This is a genomic window from Skermania sp. ID1734 (assembly GCF_007489285.1).
Taxonomy (GTDB): Bacteria; Actinomycetota; Actinomycetes; order Mycobacteriales; family Mycobacteriaceae; genus ID1734.
This window is the reverse complement of record NZ_VLIY01000022.1, coordinates 52,474-77,263: the sequence shown is the minus strand read 5'-3', so window position 1 is coordinate 77,263 and position 24,790 is coordinate 52,474. Positions and strand designations below refer to the sequence as shown.

Genomic DNA, 24,790 nt, shown 5'->3' with positions numbered 1-24,790 from the left:
ATGTCGCGGGCGGCGTTGATCAGGTGCGCATCATCCCAATCCCGCTGTGACACGGGCGCTTTGCGCCACTTGTAGAACGCCTGGGTGGAAAACCCGAGGACCCGGCAGGTCACCGTGACGGGCACTCCGTCATCGGCAAGGTCGAGGACCAGCGGGTACATCATTTTGGGTTCGCGTCCCGGGACAGGTAGCCGACCGCGCGGCGCATCACCTCGGCCTCCTGCTCAAGCAGCTTGATCCGCTTGTGTGCCTCCCGCAGTTGCGCGGCTACGTCGTCAGCGGGCGGTGACGCACCTGGCYGGCTACGGTCGTCCTCCCGSTCGGCGATCTTGAGCCAGCGATGCAGGCAAGCCTCCGAGATCCCGAAATCCTTCGCGATCTGGCGCAACGGAGCCTCACCCTTGCGGGCCACGGCGATGACATCGGCACGGAACTCGGCAGGAAACGGTTTCGGCACGAGAATGATCCTTCCAGCAAGGACGAATCCTCACAGGTCAGGAGTCAACCAAACCGGGGGCAGTCCCTTCTGGCGCATGTGTGTACAGCCATACACACATGCAAAATCAGTGAGATGGGCGCAGCCTCAGCGCGGCAGCAACGGTTCAATGAGCGTGGAGATCCGCAAGATCTCACCGCAGACGTCGAGTCCGCGGCGCTGGACTTCATTCGTGCTCAACCGATACCCGCCATTGACCACGACGTATCCATAATCGGTACGCAGGAACGCCGTACAGTCCTCATCGCCCAACCGATTCGGCCCAATGAAACCTTCTCGTCCGTTGATTTTGATCAGGTCCGTATTTTTCACGTGCCGCAATGCCCCGTCGGTGACCAGTTGGTTCTCGTAGGTGTCATTGCCGGTTCGAATCATGATCGTCTTCTCAGCGGTTGTGTAATCACATCCGAGCATTGACGTCGGTTCGCCAATGAAGTCCCACCGTTTGATCTTTGCCTCAGATAGTCCGGCTTGCTGCAAGAAGCCGTTTGTCACGTCTAAGCATGGGTCGAAAGTCATGCGCGGCCCACTCACAGGAGGATTCTGCGCCGGAGCTTCGAGGGATGTGGTCGGCTTCGATGTTGCAGCGAGACCTGACGCTACGTCACCCGTCTCGGAGGTGCCGGTGCAGCCCGAAATTGCTGCCGCGACTCCGGCAAGCGACAGCACCGCGAGCCGTCGTCTCACAGGTCACGGACCTCGCGGTCAGCGACTCGGTGCTGTAAGGCAGCTGCTTCTTCGTCCGCTCTTACGTAACTCTGTCCGGCCGTGCGAAAAGCTGTAGCTAGGTCGAGGGCGGCTTTTGCCAGTGACTCCAAGTGATCGGCCGCTGCAACTGCCTTGCGCTCGAATCCCTTGCGAAGGTCAAGTCCCGATTGCAACGTCCCGAAACCGACAACCGTATTCAGTGCGCGCGCGGCACGGGCATGGTCCTTGAACCCCTCCGCCAGCGCATCACAATGCTTCGCACACGCTTCGGCTGACTGCGGATCTACCCGCAACTCGCTCCCGCTGAGCGCGCTGCTCATCTGCTTGACCGCTGCCACCACGTTCTCGGACACGTCGGAACCCTTCTGCCACGCCTGCTCTGGTTACTTCGACGCAGCCGACCCCGATCCGGTTCCACTCGCCTCGAAAGCAAACATCGCCGTCACAGCGTCGCGCGCCTCGCCAGGCACGCTGACCGTCAATTCGACGACATCGCGAACCTCGATTCGAAAAGCGAAGAACGGGCAGCACCGCTGCTCAGCAACAGCGAGCGCAGCGATACGACTCGCAAGGGCGGGATCGGCACAAAACCGCAATACCCACCCGTCGGCAACCTCGCGACTCTCGATTGCGGCCGTGACAACGTGCCGCCACTCATCAGCCCGATCATCGAATTCCGAGCCGGTCAGCGAGCATGGCACCACGTCGCCAACCGGATGGTCGGGGCAACCGCATCCATCGCCGCACTCGGCCGGCGCGGTCGTAGCTTCGAGCGCGCCCGCAAGTCTGACAAGCTCTTTCTCGAAACCCTCGAGCTCCACGATCGACCGCCGGCTTTCGGCCAGCCGAGCAGCGACCACCGCTTCCAGCCGGTCGCGTACGGCAGCACACCCGTCGGTACGCAGCGCGAGCAGCTCCGCAATCTCATCGAGCCGCAGCCCTAGCCGTTTCGCGCCGGCCACAAACCCCAGCCGCTCGACATCATCGGATCCATAGCGGCGATACCCGTTGGGATCGCGCTGAGGACGCACCAGCCCGATCGTCTCGTAGTAGCGCAGCGTCCGAACCGGCACACCGCTGCGGGAAGCAAGCTCGGAGATCCGCAACCCCGTCATATCTCAACGCTAAACCTTCCAGCCAACTGGAAGGTCAATACATCAAGACGGTGGCTGCACGAACGCTACAGCTTCGCCAACGCCGCCTCGACCCACGAAAACCGCACTCGTTCCTGTTCGAGGCGGACGTTCTCGCCGAACACGCCCTCCACCAGGTCCCGGTACAGGGCCGCCTCGTCGTCAGTCAGGCCACTAAGTGCAGCGTTGACCGGCGACTCCTCGCGCACCCAATGTTGTTCGTGTGCAAGCAGCGTCCGGCGGTCCATCATGATCGACCGCGCGTTCGGCAGCTTCGCGCGCAGCCGGTCCAGGATCCGGAACCCGTGGGTGTCGATGTCGCCCCAGTAGTACACGCGTGTCCGCCGCAGCCAAGCCATGTCCGCCATCGAACTCAGCGCGTAACCGCTCCCGAAGATCACCACGCTGCCCGCGACCGACGGGAACGCCAAGTAGCTTTACGTCGTTCTCCACGAACACGCGCCCGAGGAAGCCGAGGATAAGCGCCGCGTTGTCCGCGCGCAGCAGCCGCCACGCCGGACTGTGCTTGCGTAGCGCCGCGACCTCGTCGAACTGCATGGCCGTCATGGTAGGGCGAAGGTGTGACAAGTCCGGCGATATCCTGAATGGCATGCCACGCTACGACTACCGCTGCCGCGAATGCGGCGAGACGTTCGAGGTCAGCCGGTCGATGACGGACAACCCGGCACAGACGCCTTGCCCGAGCGGTCACGTAGACACGGTGAAGCTCTTGTCGACATTCGCGACCGTCTCGCGGGGGAGCGCGCCGGCACCGGTGTCCACTCCCGCGCCGACTGGTGGCGGGTGCTGTGGTGGTGGGTGCTGCGGCTAGCTGAACGGACGATCCGCCGGGTCGAACCAACGGAATCCCGGAAAGCGTCCAAACCCGCGGTCGGCAGTCGCAAGCTGAGCGCCGTGCACTTTCGCACATGCGGCGAGGTAGGCATCGGGTATAGCGTTCGCTCGAATTCCGCGGTCGTGGTGTGCGAACTTGGCGAGTTGATCCCACACCGCATCACTGGAATGGAGCCAAGACACTCGCTTGGCTTGTCGCAAATCCTTGACGAACTTAAGCGCTGTTGCTGTCTTAGCAGGCGGGTCGGCTATTCGTGGGTTCGTCACGATTCGGACGAAACCGCCGAGAACAGCGTCGTGCAAGGCGAGTTCGTCCGCCCCGCCTACCAGCTCGTTCAGCCAGTCCGCGTATTGATCGTGCTCAGGAGCGCCCTCTCGGAATGCGTAAATGAGGACGTTCACATCGGGCAGGATCATGCTCGATCGAGCTCGCGCCACACGGCGTCCCGGTCGGTCACGTCTACCAGCAACCGCCCCCGCGGCAGTCCATCAGTAGTGATCCTTCTACTCGGCTTGCTCGACGTTGCCTGATGCTCGGCCAACAGTTTGCGCAACGCTTCCTCGACCAGGCTGGTCACCGTGCGGCCAGTCTCGTTCGCACACTGGCGCGCCTGCTCGAGGAGCGCGTCCGGTAGGTTCATCGACGTCCGCATGCATACGAGCATACGTATGGCGGTATACGTATGCCTAGCGTCCCGATGCGTTGCGTTGTGCGGGTGAATACCCAGGCATCGGAGCGGACGGGTCAACCATTCGGGCGGCACGATTCGCGGACAGGTTGGCAGACGTTGCGGCCATCACCGACTCGACGTTCGCGCGGCTGTAGTTCACGGCGTAATCCGGGCGGACCCCGATGCTCGCGCCGACCTCGATCGCGTCCTGGTCAGCGCCCATATAGAGGAACTGCCAGCCGTAGACGTTGGTCTGTTGCTCCACCAACGACTTGATCGCCGCGTGCGTCCACTCCCGACTCGAGTTCTCCATGCCGTCGGTCATGATTGCGACTACCACGTTGCCGGGCCGCTCGGACTCGGGCATGGCAGCGAGTTTCTGGCCGGTCTCGGTGATCAAACGCCCCATCGAGTCGAGCAGCGCTGTCGCGCCGCGCGGCTGCAGGTTCAGCGGCGGCACCTCCGTCACCGGCAATCCGGAATAGACGACGTCGTAGTCGGTGTCGAACTGAGCCAACGTCACGGCACACTGTCCGGGCGCCGTGCGTTGCTCCTCGATGAACGCGGCGAAGCCACCTTCGGTGTCGGCCTTGATCGATTGCATGGAACCCGACCGGTCCAGCAGAAAAACGATCCAGGTGAGTTGCGGATTGGTCATCGAGCTCTCCTCACGTGTTGCGACGCGGCTTGAACCGCAGGGGTTTTGGTTGGTCGAAGGGCTTCTTGCTGCCGGTCTCCCGGTCGTATCGGGCGCGGTGGACATCGGCCGCGGTCACCCGGCCGTTGGGACTGGCATAACTCGCGAGGTACTGCGTCCGCGCAAGCCGTGGCCCGACCGCGTTCTCCGTAAGCCCCGCACTGGCGCCGACGCTGCGGATGCTCGCGCCTTCTTCGACGACCGCTCTGGCCATGTTCTCGTCGAGTAGTGCGCTGACCTCGTCGAGAACCGAACGTAGGTGCGTCAAAGAATGGGCCGGCGTAGCTTGCTCGGCTCGATTCAGTTCGTCACGGATGCGCTCGTATGGATTTGCGGCCATGACCCACGGTACCGCAGAAAGTGCGGATGCGCAGTAACTGCGGATAGATTTCTTTTGCCTACTGGTGCAGTACGGTCAGCACCATGCCCGAACGCATCACGAGCTACACCGCCAATGGACTGCGCTTCGACGTCAATGATTCCGGGCCCCTCAATGGTGACCCGGTGGTGCTCTTGCATGGTTTCCCGCAGACGGCGCGCAGCTGGGATCGAGTTTCGATGCTGCTCAACGCCGCTCGGTATCGGACCATCGCCCCGAACCAGCGCGGCTACTCGCCCGGTGCGCGGCCGAAGGGGAGGAGTGCCTACCGGCTAGAGGAGTTGGTCTCCGATGTTCTCGCGCTGATCGACACGCTCGATATGGGTCCGGTCCATCTGGTGGGCCATGACTGGGGCGCTGCCGTTGCGTGGTCGCTGGCGGCTGGGTATCCGGAGCATGTTCGGACGCTGACCTCGGTGTCGGTGCCGCACCCTGGTGCGTTCATGCGCTCGATGACGACGAGTGGTCAGGCGTTGCGGTCGTACTACATGGCGATTTTCCAGATCCCTTGGCTACCAGAGGTTTTAGGGGAGAGGTCGCCGCTGTTCAAGACGATGCTTTCCCGAGCGGGCATGAGCGAGCAGCAGATCCGGGAGGTCAGCGACGAGATCGTCGATGGTGGAGCGTTGCCCTACGCTTTGAATTGGTATCGCGCACTGCCGTTTTCGAATCCAAAAGAGCTCTCGCGCCGCGTGCGGGTGCCGACCACGCATGTATGGAGCACGCACGACGTTGCTTTGGGGCGCAAGACGGCCGAGTTGGCAGGCGACTTCGTGAAGGCGCCTTTCCGGCTGGAGATCCTCGACGGCTCGCACTGGATCCCGGAGCAGCAGCCGGACGAGCTGGCGCGGATCATCCGAGAGCGGATCGAGTCGAAAGACTGAAGCCGATCGTCGACGGGACACCATGTGTCAAAGTCGGCAAGATATTGACACATGGTGTCCCGTGCCGCATCTCAGCTCTTGTGGGGCGACTCGCCCGTTATCGCGTGCGATTCAGTGGACCCGGCTCCGGCGTCGAGCAACCCCGCATCCTTCGCCCGCCCGCGCAGTTGGAACGACGCGACGATCACCAAGATCCCGAACGCGATCGCGTACCCGCCCAGTAACCAAATCAGCGTGAGAATGCTGGTATCCGGCGCGACGAGCAGCCAAATCCCAAAGATGATGGCGAGAATGCCGCTGACCAGCATCAAACCCCAGCCAATGCCGCGGACCTCGCGCAGCCGGAACGCCGCCACGGTTTGCCCGACACCGAAAACGATTGCGTAGAAGGCGATCACATACAGCAACGCAAGCGCGGTAATTGCGGGCCATAGGAAGGCGATGATGCCGGCGACTACCGACACGATACCGACAAGCGCCCACCAGACCCACGCCGATTCATACCGCCGACTGTGCACAGCGCGCGCGATGGCTGTCACACCGTCGACGATCGAGTAGATGCCGAAGAGCAGAACCAGCGACAGCACGGTCAGTCCCGGCCAAAGCAAGGCGACGATCCCGAAAATTACAGCGAAGATGCCGCGCAGCAAGATCAGCCACCAGACGTCCCGCATGACCCCGGCCAATCGTTCGTCAACAACCATCTCGGTCCCTCGATCCGTGCGATGGAAAGTTCAGATATCGGACAAACTAGCCGAACATGCGGCAAAGCTGAACACCGCACTTGAACACGCAGAGCTAGACACCCGCCGGCCGAAGCGCTCTTGCATCCCCGGCCATGAGCGTTCCGGCCGGCGGGGTGGTCAGCGCCGCGTGCGGTCGGTCGAGAGCTGGCTGCTGCCAATGCCTTCCAGCGAGTTGTCGATTGCGTCGAGGAACGCGTTCGGCTTGTCCACGTTGACCTGCGTGTTGAAAATGAACACGCCGCCGCAGGTGACGGCGACCTGCTGGGTGCCGGGCTCGGCGCTGTACACCTGGAACCACTGCTGGTTGGGCGGCACATTGATGGTGGTGACGATTGAGCCGCCGATCAAAACCTGGCAGGTGGCGCCGTCGCTGTCGGCCTGAATGGCAACCTTGATGCGGTCGCGCCCGCCGACCGCGCCGGCGGCATCAGCTGCAGTGGCCTGGCCGACGCCGGTCACCAGCAATACCGGGACTGTGGCGGCGGCAAGCGTCGCGAGTCGGATTACGTGGTTTCTCATGAACAATCCTCTGGTTGATCGGCATCTTGATGGTCAGCGCGACGACGTCGCACGAATTGCAATGTAGCGCCGTGACTGCTGTTACTAAAGTGGCCAGAGTTACGATTTGGCTACGCTGAATAACGCCGATCGCGCCCGATTCGCCCCGATGTCAGCGCCCTGAACTGCAGACACGCGCGAAAAACAGGCAGGATAGCGGCGTGTCGCGGTGCCCGAGCAACCGGTCCGTGATATTGGATTGTTACTGAAGTTATTGATGTGACCGCTGTGATTAGTGTTGCGTCCGACTTATAGTTCGAGTCGGGCGGCAACCGCCGCGCCAAACGTATTGGCACTCACAGAAGGACACCACCATGTTGGATCCGAAAACCTTGCTCGCCGTTCTGGCGCTCATGAACCTGTTCAATGGCTCGGGTTCGAGCGGATCGTCGGGCTCCTCCTAGTTACGGCGAACACACCATGACCGGGGTCTGGGACGGTCACTCCAGGACACGCCAGAGTGGCCAACCCAGGACTCGTCAACGCTGATCACCATTTCCCGGGAGGAACTGACATCTCATGCGCCCCAACCGTTCACGTAGAAGAGGCAATATCGCACTCGCTGCGGCGGTGATGGCGCTGGCACTGTCGGCGATGCTCGGGCAAAGCACAACGGCCGCAGCCGATCCCGTGTCGGACATGATGGCGGCCGCCCGTCCTTCGGCGGACGGTTCCAAGCTCGCTGACGTAAAACCTGAAGGCGGAAACAGGTACACGCTGCAGGTCTATTCGGCAGCGATGGACCGCAACATCGAGGTGCACACCATCCGGCCGGCCAACACATCCGCGCCGCGACCCGTGCTGTACCTACTCAATGGCGCCGGTGGCGGGGTAGACACCCGGACGTGGGAAGAGCGCACCGACCTCGTGCAGTTCATGGCGGACAAGAACGTCAATGTCGTGATCCCGGTCGGGGGCCAATTCAGCTACTACACCGACTGGCTGCAGAACGACCCGATGCTCGGGCGCAACAAATGGACGACATTCTTGACCGAGGAACTCCCGCCCGTCATCAACTCGGCGTTCGCTACCACGGGTGTGAACGCGATCGCCGGGCTCTCCATGGCCGGCAGCGCAGTCCTTGCGCTCGCCGAGGCTGCGCCTGATCTGTACAAAGCGGTCGGTTCCTACAGCGGTTGCGCGGAGACCTCGACGCCGCTGGGCCAGCAGTTCGTCAAGCTGGTGGTGGAATCACGCGGTGGCGGCAAGGTCGCCAACATGTGGGGACCCAGCAACAGTCCAGACTGGGCCGCTAACGACGCCTACAAGAATGCCGAAAAATTGCGCGGCAAGGCGCTCTACATAGCCTCGGGCACCGGTTTGCCCGGACCGAACGACACGTTGACCAGCCCGGGCGTCAACGGCAACCCGATCGTGCTGGCCGATCAGCTCATGACCGGTGGCGTGATCGAGGCGGCGGTGAACATGTGCACCCACAACTTGGCCAACCGGCTCAACCAGTTGCAGATCCCGGCGACCTTCGACTTCACCCCGACGGGTACGCACTCGTGGGGCTACTGGCAGGACGACCTGCACAACTCCTGGCCAATGATTGCGAAAGCGATCGGTGCCTGACAGCTTGCGAAAGCAATCGGTCCCAATAGCTTGCGAAAGCAATCGGTCCCAAAGCCCTCAAACAAAGCACTGCCCCGCGTACCTGAGGTAGGCGGGGCAGTGCTTGTCAGAAGCCGCTTAGATTCAGAGCGGACGAACGTTGGTGGCCTGCGGGCCCTTGGCGCCCTGGCCGACCTCGAACTCCACCTGCTGGTTCTCCTCCAGCGTGCGGAACCCGCTGGACTGAATCTCGGAGTAGTGGACGAAAACGTCAGCGGAACCGTCGGCGGGGGCGATGAACCCGAAGCCCTTTTCCGCGTTGAACCACTTGACTGTGCCCTGTGACATGCAATTTCTTTCTCTTACCAGTGACGATGAGCGTCCTCGCGCCCATCGGGCCGAATATTACCCACGGCCAAGGATGAGTAAACCACACTACGTGTAGACGAGAAGGGGCACATTCATTTCCGCGGACGTCAGCGATCCGTGATGCCCCAGCAAACTCGACTGCAGCGGCTCCACTCCGGACCTGATCACGGCACCGGAACCGACCGCAGCGCACACGACATCCCCGATCCTGCCCGCAATGTCGGCTGAGACGATCGGTCCGAACCAGCCGGCCTCGACCGCGTCGGGTCGGGTTAGCACCAGGTATTCGGGACCGAGCAGTTCTCGCCAGGCAACTGTTACCTCGTCGGCGTGCTCGGTGTAGACGTGGCGGGCGCGGGGTTCGCCGCCGAGCCGTGCCACCCCGTCGCGCAGTTCCGGCGTCGTGTCGAAGTCGACCGGTTCGCGCACCGTCACCATTCCGTGGTCCGCCGTAACCACCAGCGCCGACCGCGGGGGTAACCGTTCGGCAATCGCCCGTGCCATCGTGTCGACCTGGGCCAATTCCAGCGCCCACGCGAGCGAGTCAGGCCCGCGCACATGGCCGGTGAGATCCAGTTCTCCGTGGTAGGCATACACCAGTGAGCGGTCGCCGTCGCGCAGTGCGGTCAGTGCGCCGTCCACGAGGTCACCCATCGAGAATGCTGCGCGAAAACCGCCGCCGCGCAACGCGGCCCGGCTCAGGCCCGATTCGCTCTGGTACATCGGCGCCACCTTGGTCACGGTGATGCCGGAAGTCGCGGCTTGATCCAGCAACGTCTGGGTCGATTGAAACTGCTCTGGAGCAACGGCTTTGAGCAGATCCACCTTGGGGCCGGGACCATGCAAGCGCCACTTCAGCGGGTTCATCAATCGATCGTGACCCGGAACAGCCAGCAGATAGCCGACAATGCCGTGCTCGCCAGGCGGCACGCCAGTTCCCAGCGACGTCAGGCTGGTTGCGGTGGTGCTGGGAAAGCCGGTGGTCAGCACGGTGGGCGAACGGTCAGCGAGGAACGGCGCCGCATCGACGTTCGCGGCGAGGAGTTCGGCGCCCATGCCGTCGACAAGCAGCAGGCAGACCCGATCGACGTCCAAGTCCAGGCCGATCCGGTCGGTCATTCCTTTCATGCCCAGCGACGCGAGCACCGACGGCACCACGTCCGCGAGGGATCCGATGCCGTAGCGCGGCGATACCAGCATGCCCGCCAGGGTAGCTTTGGGTGCGATGGCGCACACCAAGCCGAGAGTCACTATCGAGTACTGCACCCAATGTCGTTGGCTGCTGCGCGCCGGCTGGATGGCGCAAGAGTTGTTGTCCAGCTTCACCGACGAGCTGGGCGAGGTTGCGCTCATTCCGTCCAGCGGTGGCGTCTTTCGGGTCTGCGTCGACGCCGAGCAGGTCTGGGAGCGCAAAGCGGACGGTGGTTTTCCGGAGATCGCGGTTCTCAAGCAGCGGGTGCGCAACATTGTCGCCCCGCAACGCGATTTAGGACATATAGACGATAAGCACTAAAGGGGGCGTCGACGTGGCGAGCACCGAGTGGGCGACACATTCCTATCTGGACGAACCCGTCGTCGTCGACACCCGCTACGGCTCGGTACGGGGGTTCCACGACGGTGACATCTGCGTTTGGCGCAGCATCCCCTATGCCGCGGCACCGGTAGGTGACCTGCGATTCCGCGGCCCGGTGCCGCCACCGACGTGGACTGGCGTGCGCGACTGCACCGAGTTCGGCGAGATCGCCCCGCAGGGCGTGGGCGTCGCCGTACCGATCGAGCCCGAGTTGCGCATCGGGGAGGACTGCCTGTGGCTCAACGTCTGGTCGCCGGGCGCCGATGACGCAAAACGTCCGGTTCTGGTCTGGCTGCACGGCGGCGCCTACTTTCTGGGCACCGCGGCTCAGCGGATTTACGACGGCGCGCAGCTGGCCGATATGGGTGATGTCGTCGTGGTGGGGGTCAACTACCGGCTCGGTGTTCTCGGGTTCGTCGATTTGTCATCGATGTCGACCGACACCCGCACCTTCGAGACGAACCTCGGCCTGCGCGACCAGATCGCGGCACTGGAATGGGTGCGCGACAACATCGCCGCGTTCGGCGGAGATCCGCACCGGGTCACCGTCTTTGGAGAGTCTTCCGGCGCCGGATGCGTCACCACGCTGATGACGTCGCCGGCCGCCGAAGGGCTGTTCCACGCCGCTATTGCGCAAAGCCCACCCGCCACTTCGGTTTACGGTGCCGAGCGGGCAGCAGGGGTGGCCAACCGATATCTGGAAATTCTCGACGTGGCACCCGAGCGCGCCAGTGAGCTCTATGAACTGCCGATCGAAACAATCCTCGCGGCCGGCGATGTGCTGATCGACGAGGTGCCTACGAAGGTACCTGGGACCATTGCCGCCGCGCCCGTCGTTGACGGGGACATCGTTCCGGACTACCCGGTCGCCGCGTTCCGAAAGGGTCGGTCGCACAGGATCCCGCTCATCATCGGCACCAATCGGGACGAGACGTCGCTGTTTCGGCTGTTGAAGTCGCCGTTGATGCCGATCACTCCCGACGGAATCAATGCCATGTTCAGTGCCATCGCCAGCGACCATCCGGAGCTCGAGCCGCAGCGGCTTGCCGAGATCATGGCTGCCTACCCGGACGCGGCGAAAGCCAGAGGAGCCGAGGCCATCTCACGCGATGCCGCCTTCCGCATGCCGTGCATATGGGTGGCCGAGGCGCACAGCCGACACTCGCCGACGTGGTGTTACCGGTTCGACTACGCCACCCCGATGTTGCGGGCAGCGCGGGTCGGTGCCGGGCACGCGACGGAATTGCCATACGTCTTCGGCAATTTCGGCACTTTGAACCGCGACCCCACGTTTTGGCTGGGCGGCCGCAAGACGGCCATGGAGATTTCTGGCCGGGTGCAGCGGCGCTGGCTGGCCTTTGCCGCGCACGGTGTTCCGGCCGCGATCGACGGGTCCAAGCACTGGCCGCCGTACAACGAGTCGACGCGACGGACGTTGCTGATCGACGCCCACGACTCGGTCAGCGACGATCCAGATGCCTCGCTGCGCGCCGCGTGGGGCGACGACGTGATGGGCTTCAGCTGAGCTATCCGACCAGGTCCGCATATTGCGGATTCGACGAAATGAATTGCTCCACATACCAACACGTCGGAACTACCTTGAAGCCGTCGGCCCGGCTGGAGTTCAGCGCGTACTCGACCACCTGCGCCGCCACCCCGTGGCCGCGGAACTGCGGCAGTGTGAGGGTGTGGTTGAAGTCGCGTACCTTGCCGCGTTCGCTGTATTCGGCGTAGCCGGCGAGTTCGTCGCCGAGGTGGACCTCGAAGCGACTGAGGTCAGGACGGTGACTGAGAGTTGCTTTGCCGGCCACGGCTTCTCCTATCTACAGGATCGCGCCGGGGTTGAGAATCCCCAGCGGATCGAGCGCGGTCTTGATCTTGCGGGTCAGTTCCATGACGTCCTCGCCGACGTAGTCGGGCAGCCACGCCTTCTTCAGCCGTCCGACGCCATGTTCACCGGTGATGGTGCCGCCCAGCGCGATTGCCAGGTCCATGATCTCACCGAACGCGAGGTGGGCGCGTTCGGTCATCGCGGCGTCGTCGGGGTTGTAAACAATCAGCGGATGCGTGTTGCCGTCGCCGGCGTGCGCGATGACTGAGACCATCAGTTCGCGTTGTTGCGCGATCTTCTCGATACCGAGCACCAGGTCGGCGAGTCTCGGCACCGGCACGCCGACGTCTTCGAGCAGCAGCGAGCCCTTGCGCTCCACTGCTGGAATCGCGAACCGCCGTGCGGCACAAAATGCTTCGCCGTCTTCGGGGTCGGCGGTGTGGAAGACCTCGCTGGCCTTGCTGCGTTCGCAGATCTGCGCCATCGTCTCTGCTTCACGTTCGGCATAGGGCCCGGGTGCATCCGAGCGGGCCAGCACGAGCGCTGCCGCGGTGCGGTCCAGGCCCATTTTCAGCTCGTCCTCGACGGCGTTGATGGCGACCGAGTCCATGAATTCGAGCATCGACGGCCGCAGGGCGCGGGTGATCTCGAGGATCGCGGCGCTGGCGTCGCTGAGGCTGGAAAACGTTGCCACCACCGTTGTTTGCGGCGGTTGCGCGGGAATGAGCCGCAGTGTCAGCTCGGTGATGACGCCGAGCGTTCCCTCGCTGCCGACGAACAGCTTGGTGAGCGAAAGCCCCGCAACATCTTTGAGGCGCGGTCCACCGAGTCGCACGGCCGTCCCGTCGGCGAGCACCACCTGCATGCCGAGCACGTAGTCGGTGGTGACGCCGTACTTGACGCAACACAGTCCACCCGCGTTGGTGGCTGCATTGCCGCCAATGGAGCACATTTCGAACGACGACGGGTCCGGCGGGTACCACAGGCCATGCTCGGCCACGGCGCGCTTCACTTCGGCATTGAGCAAGCCGGGCTGGACTACCGCGGTCCTCGTTACCGGATCGACCGAGATCGCCCGCATTCGTTCGGTGCACAGCACAATCCCGCCCTTGACGGCGGTGGCGCCGCCGGACAGTCCGGAGCCTGCACCGCGTGGCACCACCGGAATGCGGTTGGCGCTGGCCCAACGCATAACGGTTTGGACGTCGTCGGTGCACGTCGCCCGGACCACGGCGAGCGGGTTGCACGCGTCGGGGTCACGCGCCCAGTCGTGCTGGTACGTCGTGAGCAGGTCGGGATCCGTGATCACCGCTCCATCGGGGAGCGCGGCGGTGAGGGCGTCGATCGTCGACATGCTGCCAAACTACCCCCGAGCCCCGTGCGTGAAATTTCACCGCCCGCGGTGAAATTTCACGCACGGGCACCGGGGGTGACCGGACCGACCGTGAGCTGGTGAATGTTGGGGCCGGTCTTGCTGCACGCTGTAGCGGGATAAGCGATGAACAGCGAGTTCACGTCATTGGGCGGGTACACGCGCAGGCCTTTGACCGGTGTCGGCCCGCAGATGTCTTCCGGATAGTTCTGCACATTGACGGCACGCAGCAGGGCCGACGCCTGACCACCCGGCGCCAGGCGTACCGGTTCGGGGGTGTCGCCGGTGCGATCCGCGGCCGGGCCGACCGGGTCGCCGTGGGGTTCGTTGACGTATGAGACGCCGGGAAAGCCGTCCAACACGCAGGTTTTGGAACCCGTGTTGGTGAAGATGAGGGGAAAGATGACACTTCCCGCAGCGCCGCCACCCTGACCGAGAGTGGCGTGCAGATCACCGGCACGACATCCGGAATCCGTTGGGGCAGTGGAGCTGCTGCCGGAGCCGGGCGGTGCCGCCTTGTCCGTGGACCCACAGCCAACAACGGCGAAAGCGATCGCGGCCACCAAGCAGACCCGCGCACAGCGATCCATAGGAATGACCGTAATTCGGTCGTTAGTCACACTAGTAACATCAGTAACTCTGTTACCACATTGTGGCGCGCGCGAAATGCGAATTTGTCCTTGAGAACGATAGCGTTTTCCCTGCTAGCCCGCCTTACTCGCCGTGGAGGACAAGGTGACGAAACTCAATCCCACCGGTACCGAGCAGTTGGTTGCTGCGATGTTCTCCTACGAGTTCTTCGCTGGCGGCGTCGTCTATGACACCCTCGAGCGCATTCACCGCGGCGAGGTCGACGACTGGGTCGACGCGCTGGAAAGCAGTGGTCTGTTCGACGTCTCGACGGTGCTCGAGATGGAGCATCAGTGGCGTCAGCACCCGAAGTCGCTGCTGGACCTGCTCCTTCTCGACGCGGATGAAATGACCCAGCGGCGTTGCGCTATCAGCTGGGCGGCCCTGGACCGCCTCGCGCCCATCGCTCAATTGGGTTGAGTTAGAGCAGCTCTGGTTCGGCGTTATTAATCAGAACCACTTGCTCGTCGGTCAATGCCCAATGCGCGACGCCGGTTTCGCGGTAGTGCTGCGCCAGCTCGTCGGCCTCCGGCTCTTCGCCGCAGTGCGGAATGATCGGACGGTCCACCAGCGCAAGACCGTCCAACACCGGGTCGATGCCGCAGACGTTGGGCACCTGTTCGGGATCGTCCATCGACTCCAGGCCATCCAGGCTCGGGCACATCACGCATGCGCCCGCGCTGTAGCCCGCATACACAATCGCATCATCTCGAATCAGTTTGGCTAACACTGTATCTGCACCGCTGAGTAGCAGCTGTGCCCGGAGCACGAAGGTATTGCCGCCGCGGACCCACACCACGTCATACCTGGCGAGCTCGCCGGCGGTGGGCCCGGTGCGCAGATCGACCTCGTCCACCTCGAAACCCGAGGTGCGCAACGGCACAATGTCGCTTTTCACCGCCGATGCCCGCGCTCGCGGCGGCCAGGCGTCGCACGCGTTGGCAATCACCGCCGCCCTGCCGGCGCCGCCAACCAGGTCGAGGAACCTGTCCTGGTGCGCGCCGAATCGGAACGACGCCAGAAACAGCCGCACGGTCAGATGGTGAACGCGAGGTGCTCGGCGATGTGCTTGGCTGCCTTGACATCACCGCTGAGTTCAACCTCGTCGAGGTGACGATCCGCCTTGGTGCGGCCCCCGCACAACCGGACGAACAACCACGAATCCAAGCGGATCCCAATCGTTTCCGGCCCGTCGAGCGCGTCGACCACGGTCGCGCGGCCGTCGACCGCCACGTAGATCCGTTGCGGCAGCGCGCCGGTCAACTCGAACGCGACGCGTGACCCCGCGGGCGCCTTGCCCAGCTTGCCCACCGCGTAGCCGAGCGACGCACAGAGTTGTTGCATGCCCAACCGGTCGCGGTCCGTGGCTTCAGTGCGTGGCTGGTCCACCGCGTCCCGGATGTCGAGTTCGTGCATCCAGCAGTCGAAGAGCCGAATGTGCATGAACCCGCCGTACGTGGTCATACCGAGGGGTCCCATGGCGGGCGCGTTCCACTCCTCGTCGGTGGCGGCGGCCAACGCCTGCGCCCGTTTGCCGGTCACCTCCTTGAACCGCGCCAGCATGGTCGACGCGGAATCCCGGCGCATCGACTCGACCCATTGCTCGTTGAACGCGCCGATCTCGTTGCGGACATGAGCCAGGGTGTGCGGATCGAGCCCGGTGTGCGGGGGTTGCTCGCCGAGCAGCATCAACTCGGTGCCGATGATGTGCGCGACCACATCATGGACGGTCCAGCCCGGCAGCGCCGACGGCGTTAGCCACTGTTCCTCATCGAGGGGCTCGAGCAACTCCTCAAGCACCCGCCATTCGTCGATAAGGCCGGAAACAATCGCCTGCTTGTCACTCATTAGGTGCTCCCGTCACTGCGGATATGTCGATCACTTCACCACGGTTGATGCTCACCCAATCCCGGCCTCGTACATAGGGCTGAAGCGTCCGGGCGATCGCCGCGGTGGAGTTGGCGTCCTTGGGGCGCTGGATCTCGAAGACATTCGGGAACGCCAGCATGCCGGTGAGGACGTCCCACAGGCGCAGCGCTTCCTCACCGGCCGGCGGATCGATCAGCACCGGGCCGAACAGGCACTGCCCGTCGGGGAAGAAGAGAGTGGGCACGCCGAACCCGCCCGCGGCAACGACGGCGTCATGGTCGGCGCGGACGTCGTCGTGGGTGGTGGAGTCGGCGAGTGCTTCGTCGAGCAGCGCCGGATCTTCGCCTATCTCGGCGAGCAGCCGGCGAGCGGTTTCCTTCTCGTGTGGCTTGCCGGCGTGCTCGTGTAGTTCGCGCCCGGTGATCGCATACCAGCGGTCGAGCAAATCCATGTCCCGTCGGCGCAGCAGCGCGCCGATCCGCATGAGCGACCAGCCGTACGACCACTCACGTTCCCACGGGTGCTTCTTTCCCTCGACCCGGTTGATTTCCTCCAGGCTGAAGAAGCGCCAATCGATCCGCAGCCCTGTGAGTTCGCGCACATTTCGGATCCAGAGAGAAGTCTGATAGGCGAACGGGCACATGGGGTCGAAGTGGAAGGCGACCACCCGCGGCGTAGTCACCGCTCGGCTTCCAGTCTTTCCAGCCCCGCACGGATCGCGGCGGCGGTTGCCTCTGGCTCAGTCGAGCGACGCAGGATCAGTCCTCCGGCGAAGCGCAGCTTGTCGCCGTGCCGGCGCGGCACCACGTGCAAATGCGTGTGCGCGACCGTCTGAAATGCAGCTTTACCGTCATTGATGGCCAGATTGGCGCCGTCGGCCCGCAGGTCCGAGCGGCGAACCGCGAGCGCGAGCCGATGTCCCACGCGAAACAATCGGGTACCGAGTTCGGCGTCGAGGTCGTCGAGTTCCGGCGCGTGATGCTTCGGAATGACGAGGGTGTGGCCGCGTGTGATCGGCCGGATGTCGAGAAACGCGAGGATCTCGTCGTCCTCATAAACCCGATCGGCCGGAGCATTACCGGCGACGATCTCACAGAACACGCAGGCGCTCATCGGTTCAGTATGACCGTGCACGATTGGTGCGGTTTCTCGGGTGGGTTACGCTCACCGCTGGCCTGGAATCGGCGTGAGTCGCTACCCCGACTCCGCTGTGGCACGCACGTGTCCTTGCAAAGAAGGAATCCGAGACAGTGGAAACTGCGGTTGGCGGACAAAAACCGCGCGTTGGAGTGGTTCGGGAAACGAACGATGACGAACGCCGCGTCGCGCTGGTCCCGAAAATAGTAAGCAGCCTGGTGAATAAGGGCGTCGAGATTGTCGTTGAGGCCGGTGCCGGTGCGGGCGCGCTGATTCCTGACCAGGCATACGTCGACGCCGGCGCCAGCATCGGCGACGCGTGGGCGTGCGACGTGGTGGTCAAGGTCGCCCCGCCGTCGGACGCGGAGGTGGCCAAGCTGCGTTCAGGTCAGACGCTGATCGGCTTCCTGGCCCCGCGCAATGCGGACAACAAGATCGAGGCTTTGAAAGCTGCCGGCGTGCAGGCCTTTGCGCTGGAGGCGATCCCGCGCATTTCGCGCGCGCAGGTGATGGACGCGCTGTCGTCGCAGGCGAACGTGTCCGGTTACAAGGCAGTGCTGTTGGCGGCGTCGGAGTCCACCCGGTTCTTCCCGATGCTGACCACCGCCGCCGGCACGGTGAAGCCGGCGACGGTGCTGGTGCTCGGTGTGGGTGTGGCTGGTCTGCAGGCGCTGGCGACGGCCAAGCGTCTCGGCGGTCGCACCACGGGTTACGACGTTCGCCCGGAGGTGGCCGATCAGGTCCGGTCGGTGGGTTCGCAGTGGCTGGATCTGGGCATCGATGCCGCCGGTGAAGGCGGTTACGCGCGCGAGCTGACCGACGAAGAGAAGGCGCAGCAGCAGAAAGCCCTGGAAGAGGCGATCAAGGGCTTCGACGTGGTGATCACCACGGCGCTCGTGCCGGGTCGTCCCGCGCCGCGACTGGTTACCGCCGAGGCGGTGAAGGGCATGCGCCCGGGCAGCGTGATCGTCGATCTTGCTGGTGAGACCGGCGGCAACTGCGAGCTGACCGAGCCGGGCAAGACCGTGGTGCGCCACGACGTGACCATTTGTTCGCCGCTGAACTTGCCCGCCACCATGCCCGAGCACGCGAGCGAGCTGTACGCGAAGAACATCTCTGCGCTGCTCGAGCTGATGCTGGTCGACGGCAAGTTGGCGCCGGACTTTTCCGATCAGGTGCTGGCCGATTCCTGCGTGACGCGCGCAAAGGAGACCGACTGATGTACACCGAACTTTTGGCCAATATCGCGATCCTGGTGTTGAGCGGGTTCGTCGGCTTCGCCGTGATTTCCAAGGTGCCCAACACGTTGCACACTCCGTTGATGTCGGGCACGAACGCCATTCACGGCATCGTGGTGCTGGGCGCGCTGGTGGTGCTGGGCAAGGTCGAAAACCCGTCGATCGGGGTGCAGATCATTCTGTTCATCGCTGTGGTGTTCGGAACGCTGAACGTGATCGGTGGTTTCGTGGTGACCGACCGGATGCTGGGCATGTTCAAGGGCAAGAAGCCGGCGGCTACCAAGCAGGCTGGTGAGGGCAAGTGAACAACCTGGTCAACGTTCTTTACATCATCGCGTTCGCGCTGTTCATCTATGGCTTGATGGGCCTGACCGGTCCGAAGACCGCAGTGCGGGGCAACATCATCGCCGCGGTCGGCATGGCTATTGCGGTGATCGCCACGCTGATTTCGATTCGGCACACCAGCAACTGGATTCTGATCATCGCCGGCCTGGTGGTGGGTGTGCTGCTGGGTGTGCCGCCGGCGCGCTACACCAAGATGACGGCGATGCCGCAGCTGGTGGCGTTCTTCAACGGTGTCGGCGGTGGCACGGTCGCGCTGATCGCGTGGTCGGAGTTCATCGACACCCACAGCTTCTCCGCGATCCCCGAGCAGCCGACCGTGCACATCGTGGTGGCGTCGCTGTTCGCGGCGATCATCGGGTCGGTGTCGTTCTGGGGCTCGCTGATCGCGTTCGGCAAGCTGCAGGAGATCCTGCCCGGCCGCCCGATCGGGTTGGGCAAGTTGCAGCAACCGGTCAACCTGCTGCTGCTCGCGGGTGCGATCGCGTGTGCGGTGTTCATCGGCATCGGCGCGTCCGGTTCCGGGGTGACCCAGTGGTGGATGATCGGGTTGCTGGTCGCCGCCGGTGTGCTCGGGTTGATGGTCGTGTTGCCGATCGGTGGCGCAGACATGCCCGTGGTGATCTCGTTGCTGAACGCGTTGACCGGGTTGTCCGCCGCTGCGGCCGGTTTGGCGTTGAACAACACCGCGATGATCGTGGCCGGCATGATCGTCGGCGCGTCCGGCACCATCCTGACCAACCTCATGGCCAAGGCCATGAACCGCTCGATCCCGGCGATCGTGGCCGGTGGTTTCGGTGGCGGGGGAGCGCTGGCCGCCTCCAGCGACGGCGAGCAGAAGCAGGCCAAGGCCACCTCGGCCGCGGATGCGGCGATCCAGATGGCCTACGCCAACCAGGTGATCGTGGTCCCCGGATATGGCATGGCCGTGGCGCAGGCCCAGCACGCGGTGAAGGAAATGGCGTCGCTGCTCGAGGCCAAGGGCGTGGAAGTCAAGTACGCCATCCACCCGGTGGCCGGTCGCATGCCAGGACACATGAACGTGCTGTTGGCCGAGGCCGAGGTGCCCTACGACGCGCTCAAGGAAATGGACGACATCAACGGCGAATTCGGCCGTACCGATGTTGCCCTCGTGATCGGCGCGAACGACGTCACCAATCCCGCCGCGCGGGAGGACAGTTCCAGCCCGATCTACGGCATGCCGGTGCTCAACGTCGACCAGGCCAAGAGCGTGATCGTGCTCAAGCGGTCGATGAACTCCGGCTTCGCCGGCATCGACAACCCACTGTTCTATGCCGACCACACCTCGATGCTGTTCGGCGACGCCAAGAAGAGCGTGTCCGAGGTGACCGAGGAGCTCAAGGGTCTTTGAGTGCGTAGTTGTTCAGGCTGATCCGGCGGGTTCGGCCTGAACAACTACACGCGCAATTGCATTGCCCGACGGATGGGTTCGGTGAATTCCTCCGGGCTGCGATACACCTGCGTGGCGGTTGCGTAGAACACCGTCCAGCCCTGGTTGATCAGCCAGTTATGTCGCGCGTTGTCGCGGGTCGTGGCCGCCGCGCCGGAATGGTGGGTCCCGCTTTCATATTCGAGCGCTATCCGGTACTCACGCCAGCCCAAGTCGACGCGGCGGAGTGTCCCGTCGGCCCAGATCTCCAGTTGCGGTTCCGGATGCGGAAGCCCGGCATCGATACAGCGCAGCCGGGTGCGGGACTCCATCGGGGATTCGGACAGTCCGTTGGCCAGCGGAATCAATTTCGTGGCCTGCAGTAAGCCTGGCTTGTGCGCGTGCTGGGGCAGTTCGGCGAGCAAGTAGCTGCGCGGGATACCCCAGCGAATCGCGCGATCCAGCGTGGCCAGCGCGTCGAGTCTGTGCAGGGTTCGGGCGAGGTCGACGGCGGTGCGGGGAGGTGACGTGGCCATAACCCCGCGGACGTTGGTGGCGTCGGCAAACGCGTCTCGATGCACTACTAAGCCGGTCCGGGAGACGCGGACACTGGGCGTCAACAAATGCAGTTTCGGGCTGTCGACCACTCCGAAGCCATACAGTTGCGCGGCGGTCTCCCGGCAGGCGACGACGTACGGCGCGTTGAGCGACAGTCGAGCCGCCTCTATTCGCAGCGGGAGCGTCTCGGGGTGGTCCAGTTCGCGGTAGACGCCGCGGAATATCCGCAGCCAGCGTCCATTCCGCACAAGTGTCTCGATCTCGGACCTGGTGTATTCCAATAACGCCTGTTGCCAGGTGAACGCGCCGTTCTGCTTGGTTGCCAGTTCAGCCAGATTCGGTCTCAGCATTTACCCACTGTGTCAGCGCGCCCGACGCGGAAGTCCGGCGTGACCTGCGGAAACAACTTTCCCTGTGGATTGCGCGACCACTGTGGATAACCGTTGAGTGCGTTGTTTTTCACGCTGATTCGGCCGCGGGAGCCTGAACAACTGCGCGCTCAACCGGAGTAACCACCCGCGCACACGCGCTCGCCAGCAGCACAGCACCTAGCGGCACGCACATCGCCGCGGTGAGCGGGATGACAGCGCTCAGTCCACCGATAATTGCGGGCCCGGCCAGGAATCCGATGTAACCCAGCCCGAACACCCGCGACATCACCGCACCTGCCGCTGCCGCGTCCACATTGCCTGCAGCGGTGAACAGCTGGGGAATGCACCCCGACAACCCGAGGCCGAACAGCGCCCAGCCGAGCAGCGTGACGCCGATCCAGTTCGAACCGATCACGGTCACCATGCCGAACCCGGCGATCAACGCGCCGATGCGGACCACCGCAACCGGACCGATCGCGCCGCTGACCCGATCGGCGGTAAACCGGCCGACCGTCATGGTCAGCGAGAATGCGCCGAACGCCAGCGCCGCGGTGGAATCGGCAACGCCGAGATCGTCTTTGACCTGCAGAGCGCTCCAGTCGTTGGCCACGCCCTCGGCGAGCAACAGTGCAAATGCGATGGCACCGAGCGCCAGTACCTTCGAGCCGACCGGCGCGCTCGCGGACCGCGCCACCGCGACGTGCGGTAGCAGACCGAAAGCGCACGCCGCAGTGACCGCAAGCCCGATTGCGGTCGCCATCGACAACGTCACCCGCACATCCCATCCCGCGCGCATCGTGGCCGCACCGGCGAGCGAACCGACTATCCCGCCGCACGAGAACAATGCGTGGAATGCCGCCATGATCGGTCGCCGGTATCCCCGTTCCACCTGCACCGCTTGGGAGTTCATCGACACATCGAGTGCGCCGTTGGCGAAGCCGAACAGTGCCAACGCGATTGCCAGCTGCCATGCATTGATCGCCAGCCCGGGACCGACAACACTCAGCGACACCAGGGCCGCGGCGACGGTGACCAGGAGCTGGCTCCCGAACCGGTCGGCCAGCGGCCCGGCCAGCTGCATGCCGGCAATCGAGCCGAGAGCCAGTACCAGGATCAGCGCGCCGAGCGTGGCGCTGCTGACGCCCGTTCGCGAGGTGATTGCCGGGATGTGCACCACCCACATCGCCAGCAGAAAGCCGTTGAGCCCGAAGATCGCAAAGACGCTGATCCGGGCTCGGCGCATACCTGAATCAGCTCCGCGCGAGCATGGTCGCCGGGATGTGCACCACCCACATCGCCAGCAGAAAGCCGTTGAGCCCGAAGATCGCAAAGACGCTGATCCGGGCTCGGCGCATACCTGAATCAGCTCCGCGCGAGCATGGTCGCCGGATCGTGCACCATCGCCGCGATGTCGGCGAGAAATGCCGACCCCTCCGCGCCGTCGATCATCCGGTGATCGAACGACACACCGAGTGTGGTCACCCAGCGCACGGCCAGTTGACCGTCAACCACCCATGGCCGTTGCGCAATCGCGCCGAGGCACAAAATGCCCGCCTCGCCGGGGTTGATGATCGGCGTCCCGCTGTCGATGCCGAATACGCCCACGTTGGTGATGGTAAACGTGCCACCGCTCATGTCCGCGGGGCTGGCGTGTCCGCCGCGGGCCCGCTCGACCATCTGGCCGATTTCCGCACACAGTTGGTGCAGCGTCATGGTGTGCGCGTTCTTCACGGTCGGCACAAGCAATCCGCGTGGGGCGGCCACCGCGATGCCGAGGTTCACGTGGTCGCGCGCCACGATCTCCTGCTCGGTCCAGCGCGAGTTCAGCAGCGGGTGGGCAGCTAGCGCCAGAACGACCGCCTTCGCCACGACCGCCAGCGGAGTGAGCTTGACGTTCGCGAACGCCGGCGTGGCGCGGAGGTGGTCGACGAGTTCCACCGTCGCCGTCGCATCGATGGTCACGAACTCGGTAACGTGCGGGATTTCGCGCCAGCTCGTCGACATGGCCTCGGCCGTGCGTCGGCGGACGCCGTGAACCGGTGTGTGGCCGTCTGTTTGGTGCGGTGTCTCCGGACGCATGGCCGGGCGGCGTCGGCGGCTCGGCGGTGGTTCCCCCGGGCCGTAGCCGACCAACACCGGCTGCCGATCCGGATGCTCGTCGCCCGCGCCTTCCTGCTGCGCGATCCGGATGATCGGCGCTCCCACCGGCACGGTGGCGCCGGGCGCCACCAGCAGCTCGACTACCTCGCCGACGTACGGAGACGGTAACTCCACCAAGGCCTTTGCGGTTTCCACCTCGGCGATGGTCTGGTTCAGCTCGACGTGGTCGCCGACCTGGACCGCCCAGGTAACCATCTCGGCCTCGGTCAGTCCCTCGCCGAGATCGGGAAGGCGGAACTCGCGAACCTGCGACTCGGCCATCACGCCGCCAGCGTCCGGTCGACCGCGTACAGGATGCGGTCGGGATCGGGCAGGTGGTGATTCTCCAACTTCGATGGCGGGAAAGGAATATTGAAGCCGGTGACACGCAACACGGGTGCGGACAATTCGTAGAAGCAGCGCTCGCTGATCTGTGCGGCGATCTCAGCTCCCACTCCCAAGTTTCCCGCGGCCTCATGCACAATGACGAGTCGGCCCGTCTTGCGCACCGACTCCTCGATGGTGTCGAAGTCGATGGGGGACACCGAGCGCATATCGATGACCTCGAGCGAATGACCTTCCTCCGCAGCGATATCCGCGGCCCGCAACGCGGTGGGCACCATCGACCCGTACGCGACGATCGTGGCGTCGCTCCCGGTCCGTGCGACCCGCGCCTGGAACAGCGGCAGCGTCGCCGGAGCGTCCAGGTCCACCTCTGCCTTGTCCCAGTAGCGACGCTTGGGCTCGAGGAAAACCACCGGGTCATCGAGCTCGATGGCCTGCTGGATCATGTGGTAGGCGTCGGCGGGGTTGCTTGGCGCCACCACGCGTAGTCCGGCGGTGTGTGCGAAATACGCTTCTGGCGACTCCGAGTGGTGCTCGACGGCCCCGATCCCGCCGCCGTATGGAAGCCGAATGGTGATGGGTGCCTTGACCATTCCCCGGGTGCGGTAATGGATCTTGGCCACCTGGGAGACGATCTGGTCGAACGCCGGATAGACAAATCCGTCGAACTGGATCTCGCACACCGGCCGCAGGCCGCGCAGCGCCATGCCGAAAGCCGTCCCCACAATGCCGGATTCGGCCAGTGGCGTGTCGATGACGCGGTTGTCGCCGAAGTCCTTCTGCAGGGCATCGGTCACCCGGAAGACGCCGCCGAGCTTGCCGACGTCCTCGCCCATGATGACGACCTTGGGGTCTTCCTCCAGCGCGCGGCGCAGGCCCGCATTGAGCGCGGCGGCAAGGGTGATCATGACTCCTCCTCCAGTGTCTTGCGGGACACCCGCACCC

32 protein-coding genes and 2 pseudogenes are annotated in these 24,790 nt (G+C 64.2%); 9 read left to right on the top strand and 25 right to left on the bottom strand.

What is annotated here, in order from left to right; all coding sequences use genetic code 11:
* The 6 genes and pseudogenes from FOS14_RS22050 to FOS14_RS25325 all read right to left on the bottom strand — a co-directional run.
* A pseudogene (locus FOS14_RS22050) lies at window positions 1-457 on the bottom strand (IS3 family transposase); the annotation flags it as partial.
* Between the two features lie 126 nt (window positions 458-583).
* Window positions 584-1,165: a DUF3558 domain-containing protein gene (locus tag FOS14_RS22045; RefSeq protein WP_185981888.1), complete on the bottom strand. Its 582-nt coding sequence runs from the start codon at window positions 1,163-1,165 to the stop codon at window positions 584-586.
* 14 nt (window positions 1,166-1,179) lie between these two features.
* A complete protein-coding gene (locus FOS14_RS22040; RefSeq protein ID WP_143773004.1) occupies window positions 1,180-1,557 on the bottom strand; it encodes a type VII secretion target in 378 nt (125 codons plus the stop codon).
* Between the two features lie 30 nt (window positions 1,558-1,587).
* Window positions 1,588-2,319, bottom strand: a complete 732-nt coding sequence (locus FOS14_RS22035; protein WP_143773003.1) for a MerR family transcriptional regulator — start codon at window positions 2,317-2,319, stop codon at window positions 1,588-1,590.
* A gap of 65 nt (window positions 2,320-2,384) precedes the next feature.
* Window positions 2,385-2,768, bottom strand: coding sequence for a DUF2220 domain-containing protein (locus tag FOS14_RS25330; protein WP_255450516.1), 384 nt, complete (start codon window positions 2,766-2,768; stop codon window positions 2,385-2,387).
* A 16-nt stretch (window positions 2,769-2,784) separates the two neighbouring features.
* Window positions 2,785-2,895, bottom strand: a pseudogene (locus FOS14_RS25325) (DUF3375 family protein); the annotation flags it as partial.
* On the opposite strand from FOS14_RS25325, the gene FOS14_RS22025 reads away from it, so the two are divergent.
* Window positions 2,894-3,169 carry a zinc ribbon domain-containing protein gene (locus FOS14_RS22025; RefSeq protein WP_370512279.1) on the top strand — a complete coding sequence of 92 codons (276 nt, stop codon included), beginning with the start codon at window positions 2,894-2,896 and terminating at the stop codon, window positions 3,167-3,169. The pseudogene FOS14_RS25325 and the gene FOS14_RS22025 sit on opposite strands and share 2 nt — an antisense overlap.
* Here FOS14_RS22025 and FOS14_RS22020 read toward each other — a convergent pair.
* From FOS14_RS22020 to FOS14_RS22005, 4 genes are read right to left on the bottom strand one after another with little or no spacing between them, the layout of a single operon-like run.
* Window positions 3,166-3,594 (bottom strand): TA system VapC family ribonuclease toxin, encoded by a 429-nt coding sequence (locus tag FOS14_RS22020; protein ID WP_221936752.1) that lies wholly within the window; start codon window positions 3,592-3,594, stop codon window positions 3,166-3,168. The two genes, FOS14_RS22025 and FOS14_RS22020, sit on opposite strands and share 4 nt — an antisense overlap.
* Window positions 3,595-3,605: 11 nt before the next feature.
* On the bottom strand, window positions 3,606-3,845 hold the full coding sequence (locus tag FOS14_RS22015; RefSeq protein WP_143772999.1) for a type II toxin-antitoxin system VapB family antitoxin: 240 nt from the start codon (window positions 3,843-3,845) through the stop codon (window positions 3,606-3,608).
* 34 nt (window positions 3,846-3,879) lie between these two features.
* Window positions 3,880-4,521: a vWA domain-containing protein gene (locus tag FOS14_RS22010; RefSeq protein WP_143772998.1), complete on the bottom strand. Its 642-nt coding sequence runs from the start codon at window positions 4,519-4,521 to the stop codon at window positions 3,880-3,882.
* Window positions 4,522-4,531: 10 nt separating this feature from the next.
* Entirely contained in the window at window positions 4,532-4,900 is a 369-nt protein-coding gene (locus FOS14_RS22005) for a hypothetical protein (protein ID WP_143772997.1), read from the bottom strand.
* 83 nt (window positions 4,901-4,983) lie between these two features.
* Between FOS14_RS22005 and FOS14_RS22000 the strand changes: the two genes are divergently transcribed.
* On the top strand, window positions 4,984-5,823 hold the full coding sequence (locus tag FOS14_RS22000; protein ID WP_143772996.1) for an alpha/beta fold hydrolase: 840 nt from the start codon (window positions 4,984-4,986) through the stop codon (window positions 5,821-5,823).
* Between the two features lie 71 nt (window positions 5,824-5,894).
* On the opposite strand, the gene FOS14_RS21995 is transcribed toward FOS14_RS22000, so the two are convergent.
* Together FOS14_RS21995 and FOS14_RS21990 are read right to left on the bottom strand one after the other, a co-directional pair.
* The gene (locus FOS14_RS21995) at window positions 5,895-6,527 is read right to left on the bottom strand and encodes an HdeD family acid-resistance protein (RefSeq protein ID WP_143772995.1); all 633 of its coding nucleotides are present in this window, start codon (window positions 6,525-6,527) and stop codon (window positions 5,895-5,897) included.
* 159 nt (window positions 6,528-6,686) lie between these two features.
* Complete coding sequence (locus FOS14_RS21990) at window positions 6,687-7,034, bottom strand: hypothetical protein (RefSeq protein ID WP_143772994.1); 348 nt, start codon at window positions 7,032-7,034, stop codon at window positions 6,687-6,689.
* Between the two features lie 612 nt (window positions 7,035-7,646).
* On the opposite strand from FOS14_RS21990, the gene FOS14_RS21985 reads away from it, so the two are divergent.
* Window positions 7,647-8,702, top strand: coding sequence for an alpha/beta hydrolase family protein (locus FOS14_RS21985; RefSeq protein WP_255450515.1), 1,056 nt, complete (start codon window positions 7,647-7,649; stop codon window positions 8,700-8,702).
* Window positions 8,703-8,825: 123 nt separating this feature from the next.
* On the opposite strand, the gene FOS14_RS21980 is transcribed toward FOS14_RS21985, so the two are convergent.
* Together FOS14_RS21980 and FOS14_RS21975 are read right to left on the bottom strand one after the other, a co-directional pair.
* On the bottom strand, window positions 8,826-9,029 hold the full coding sequence (locus FOS14_RS21980; RefSeq protein WP_143772993.1) for a cold-shock protein: 204 nt from the start codon (window positions 9,027-9,029) through the stop codon (window positions 8,826-8,828).
* Window positions 9,030-9,116: 87 nt separating this feature from the next.
* Window positions 9,117-10,250 (bottom strand): alkaline phosphatase family protein, encoded by a 1,134-nt coding sequence (locus FOS14_RS21975; RefSeq protein WP_185981886.1) that lies wholly within the window; start codon window positions 10,248-10,250, stop codon window positions 9,117-9,119.
* 25 nt (window positions 10,251-10,275) lie between these two features.
* Here FOS14_RS21975 and FOS14_RS21970 point away from each other — a divergent pair, with 25 nt between their 5' ends.
* Together FOS14_RS21970 and FOS14_RS21965 are read left to right on the top strand one after the other, a co-directional pair.
* The gene (locus FOS14_RS21970; protein ID WP_143772992.1) at window positions 10,276-10,563 is read left to right on the top strand and encodes a SelT/SelW/SelH family protein; all 288 of its coding nucleotides are present in this window, start codon (window positions 10,276-10,278) and stop codon (window positions 10,561-10,563) included.
* Window positions 10,564-10,609: 46 nt separating this feature from the next.
* On the top strand, window positions 10,610-12,148 hold the full coding sequence (locus tag FOS14_RS21965; RefSeq protein ID WP_143773013.1) for a carboxylesterase/lipase family protein: 1,539 nt from the start codon (window positions 10,610-10,612) through the stop codon (window positions 12,146-12,148).
* Between the two features lies 1 nt (window position 12,149).
* Here the strand turns inward: FOS14_RS21965 and FOS14_RS21960 are convergent, their stop codons facing one another.
* The 3 genes from FOS14_RS21960 to FOS14_RS21950 are packed head-to-tail and all read right to left on the bottom strand — an operon-like array spanning window position 12,150 to window position 14,416.
* The gene (locus tag FOS14_RS21960) at window positions 12,150-12,434 is read right to left on the bottom strand and encodes a GNAT family N-acetyltransferase (protein WP_143772991.1); all 285 of its coding nucleotides are present in this window, start codon (window positions 12,432-12,434) and stop codon (window positions 12,150-12,152) included.
* 12 nt (window positions 12,435-12,446) lie between these two features.
* Entirely contained in the window at window positions 12,447-13,808 is a 1,362-nt protein-coding gene (locus FOS14_RS21955) for an FAD-binding oxidoreductase (RefSeq protein WP_143772990.1), read from the bottom strand.
* 56 nt (window positions 13,809-13,864) lie between these two features.
* Window positions 13,865-14,416 carry a DUF4232 domain-containing protein gene (locus tag FOS14_RS21950; protein ID WP_143772989.1) on the bottom strand — a complete coding sequence of 184 codons (552 nt, stop codon included), beginning with the start codon at window positions 14,414-14,416 and terminating at the stop codon, window positions 13,865-13,867.
* Window positions 14,417-14,561: 145 nt separating this feature from the next.
* Here FOS14_RS21950 and FOS14_RS21945 point away from each other — a divergent pair, with 145 nt between their 5' ends.
* Window positions 14,562-14,876, top strand: coding sequence for a hypothetical protein (locus FOS14_RS21945; RefSeq protein WP_370512278.1), 315 nt, complete (start codon window positions 14,562-14,564; stop codon window positions 14,874-14,876).
* Between the two features lies 1 nt (window position 14,877).
* Here the strand turns inward: FOS14_RS21945 and FOS14_RS21940 are convergent, their stop codons facing one another.
* The 4 genes from FOS14_RS21940 to FOS14_RS21925 are packed head-to-tail and all read right to left on the bottom strand — an operon-like array spanning window position 14,878 to window position 17,438.
* Window positions 14,878-15,489, bottom strand: coding sequence for a Type 1 glutamine amidotransferase-like domain-containing protein (locus FOS14_RS21940; protein WP_143772988.1), 612 nt, complete (start codon window positions 15,487-15,489; stop codon window positions 14,878-14,880).
* A gap of 2 nt (window positions 15,490-15,491) precedes the next feature.
* Window positions 15,492-16,304, bottom strand: coding sequence for a maleylpyruvate isomerase family mycothiol-dependent enzyme (locus tag FOS14_RS21935; RefSeq protein WP_143772987.1), 813 nt, complete (start codon window positions 16,302-16,304; stop codon window positions 15,492-15,494).
* Window positions 16,297-17,007, bottom strand: a complete 711-nt coding sequence (locus tag FOS14_RS21930; RefSeq protein WP_143772986.1) for a DsbA family protein — start codon at window positions 17,005-17,007, stop codon at window positions 16,297-16,299. The genes FOS14_RS21935 and FOS14_RS21930 overlap by 8 nt, the downstream gene beginning before the upstream one ends.
* Complete coding sequence (locus FOS14_RS21925) at window positions 17,004-17,438, bottom strand: HIT family protein (RefSeq protein ID WP_143772985.1); 435 nt, start codon at window positions 17,436-17,438, stop codon at window positions 17,004-17,006. The genes FOS14_RS21930 and FOS14_RS21925 overlap by 4 nt, the downstream gene beginning before the upstream one ends.
* A gap of 137 nt (window positions 17,439-17,575) precedes the next feature.
* Between FOS14_RS21925 and FOS14_RS21920 the strand changes: the two genes are divergently transcribed.
* The 3 genes from FOS14_RS21920 to FOS14_RS21910 are packed head-to-tail and all read left to right on the top strand — an operon-like array spanning window position 17,576 to window position 20,414.
* Entirely contained in the window at window positions 17,576-18,682 is a 1,107-nt protein-coding gene (locus tag FOS14_RS21920; protein WP_143772984.1) for a Re/Si-specific NAD(P)(+) transhydrogenase subunit alpha, read from the top strand.
* On the top strand, window positions 18,682-19,005 hold the full coding sequence (locus FOS14_RS21915; protein ID WP_143772983.1) for an NAD(P) transhydrogenase subunit alpha: 324 nt from the start codon (window positions 18,682-18,684) through the stop codon (window positions 19,003-19,005). Before FOS14_RS21920 ends, FOS14_RS21915 begins: the two co-directional genes overlap by 1 nt.
* On the top strand, window positions 19,002-20,414 hold the full coding sequence (locus FOS14_RS21910; protein WP_143772982.1) for an NAD(P)(+) transhydrogenase (Re/Si-specific) subunit beta: 1,413 nt from the start codon (window positions 19,002-19,004) through the stop codon (window positions 20,412-20,414). The genes FOS14_RS21915 and FOS14_RS21910 overlap by 4 nt, the downstream gene beginning before the upstream one ends.
* Window positions 20,415-20,458: 44 nt before the next feature.
* Here the strand turns inward: FOS14_RS21910 and FOS14_RS21905 are convergent, their stop codons facing one another.
* From FOS14_RS21905 to FOS14_RS21890, 4 genes are all read right to left on the bottom strand, one after another.
* On the bottom strand, window positions 20,459-21,340 hold the full coding sequence (locus FOS14_RS21905) for a type IV toxin-antitoxin system AbiEi family antitoxin domain-containing protein (protein ID WP_143772981.1): 882 nt from the start codon (window positions 21,338-21,340) through the stop codon (window positions 20,459-20,461).
* Window positions 21,341-21,449: 109 nt separating this feature from the next.
* Window positions 21,450-22,604 (bottom strand): MFS transporter, encoded by a 1,155-nt coding sequence (locus FOS14_RS21900; protein ID WP_143772980.1) that lies wholly within the window; start codon window positions 22,602-22,604, stop codon window positions 21,450-21,452.
* Between the two features lie 119 nt (window positions 22,605-22,723).
* Window positions 22,724-23,782: a dihydrolipoamide acetyltransferase family protein gene (locus FOS14_RS21895; protein WP_143773011.1), complete on the bottom strand. Its 1,059-nt coding sequence runs from the start codon at window positions 23,780-23,782 to the stop codon at window positions 22,724-22,726.
* Complete coding sequence (locus FOS14_RS21890; protein ID WP_143772979.1) at window positions 23,782-24,753, bottom strand: alpha-ketoacid dehydrogenase subunit beta; 972 nt, start codon at window positions 24,751-24,753, stop codon at window positions 23,782-23,784. The genes FOS14_RS21895 and FOS14_RS21890 overlap by 1 nt, the downstream gene beginning before the upstream one ends.
* Window positions 24,754-24,790: the final 37 nt, after the last annotated feature.

Bases quoted from the DNA above. Each gene is read 5' to 3' on its own strand.
- FOS14_RS22035 (WP_143773003.1), bottom strand. From the start codon at position 2,319: ATGACGGGGTTGCGGATCTCCGAGCTTGCTTCCCGCAGCGGTGTGCCG.
- FOS14_RS22025 (WP_370512279.1), top strand. From the start codon at position 2,894: ATGGCCGTCATGGTAGGGCGAAGGTGTGACAAGTCCGGCGATATCCTG.
- FOS14_RS22015 (WP_143772999.1), bottom strand. From the start codon at position 3,845: ATGCGGACGTCGATGAACCTACCGGACGCGCTCCTCGAGCAGGCGCGC.
- FOS14_RS22010 (WP_143772998.1), bottom strand. From the start codon at position 4,521: ATGACCAATCCGCAACTCACCTGGATCGTTTTTCTGCTGGACCGGTCG.
- FOS14_RS22005 (WP_143772997.1), bottom strand. From the start codon at position 4,900: ATGGCCGCAAATCCATACGAGCGCATCCGTGACGAACTGAATCGAGCC.
- FOS14_RS22000 (WP_143772996.1), top strand. From the start codon at position 4,984: ATGCCCGAACGCATCACGAGCTACACCGCCAATGGACTGCGCTTCGAC.
- FOS14_RS21995 (WP_143772995.1), bottom strand. From the start codon at position 6,527: ATGGTTGTTGACGAACGATTGGCCGGGGTCATGCGGGACGTCTGGTGG.
- FOS14_RS21985 (WP_255450515.1), top strand. From the start codon at position 7,647: ATGCGCCCCAACCGTTCACGTAGAAGAGGCAATATCGCACTCGCTGCG.
- FOS14_RS21980 (WP_143772993.1), bottom strand. From the start codon at position 9,029: ATGTCACAGGGCACAGTCAAGTGGTTCAACGCGGAAAAGGGCTTCGGG.
- FOS14_RS21975 (WP_185981886.1), bottom strand. From the start codon at position 10,250: ATGCTGGTATCGCCGCGCTACGGCATCGGATCCCTCGCGGACGTGGTG.
- FOS14_RS21970 (WP_143772992.1), top strand. From the start codon at position 10,276: ATGGCGCACACCAAGCCGAGAGTCACTATCGAGTACTGCACCCAATGT.
- FOS14_RS21955 (WP_143772990.1), bottom strand. From the start codon at position 13,808: ATGTCGACGATCGACGCCCTCACCGCCGCGCTCCCCGATGGAGCGGTG.
- FOS14_RS21950 (WP_143772989.1), bottom strand. From the start codon at position 14,416: ATGGATCGCTGTGCGCGGGTCTGCTTGGTGGCCGCGATCGCTTTCGCC.
- FOS14_RS21935 (WP_143772987.1), bottom strand. From the start codon at position 16,304: ATGAGTGACAAGCAGGCGATTGTTTCCGGCCTTATCGACGAATGGCGG.
- FOS14_RS21925 (WP_143772985.1), bottom strand. From the start codon at position 17,438: ATGAGCGCCTGCGTGTTCTGTGAGATCGTCGCCGGTAATGCTCCGGCC.
- FOS14_RS21915 (WP_143772983.1), top strand. From the start codon at position 18,682: ATGTACACCGAACTTTTGGCCAATATCGCGATCCTGGTGTTGAGCGGG.
- FOS14_RS21905 (WP_143772981.1), bottom strand. From the start codon at position 21,340: ATGCTGAGACCGAATCTGGCTGAACTGGCAACCAAGCAGAACGGCGCG.
- FOS14_RS21900 (WP_143772980.1), bottom strand. From the start codon at position 22,604: ATGCGCCGAGCCCGGATCAGCGTCTTTGCGATCTTCGGGCTCAACGGC.
- FOS14_RS21895 (WP_143773011.1), bottom strand. From the start codon at position 23,782: ATGGCCGAGTCGCAGGTTCGCGAGTTCCGCCTTCCCGATCTCGGCGAG.
- FOS14_RS21890 (WP_143772979.1), bottom strand. From the start codon at position 24,753: ATGATCACCCTTGCCGCCGCGCTCAATGCGGGCCTGCGCCGCGCGCTG.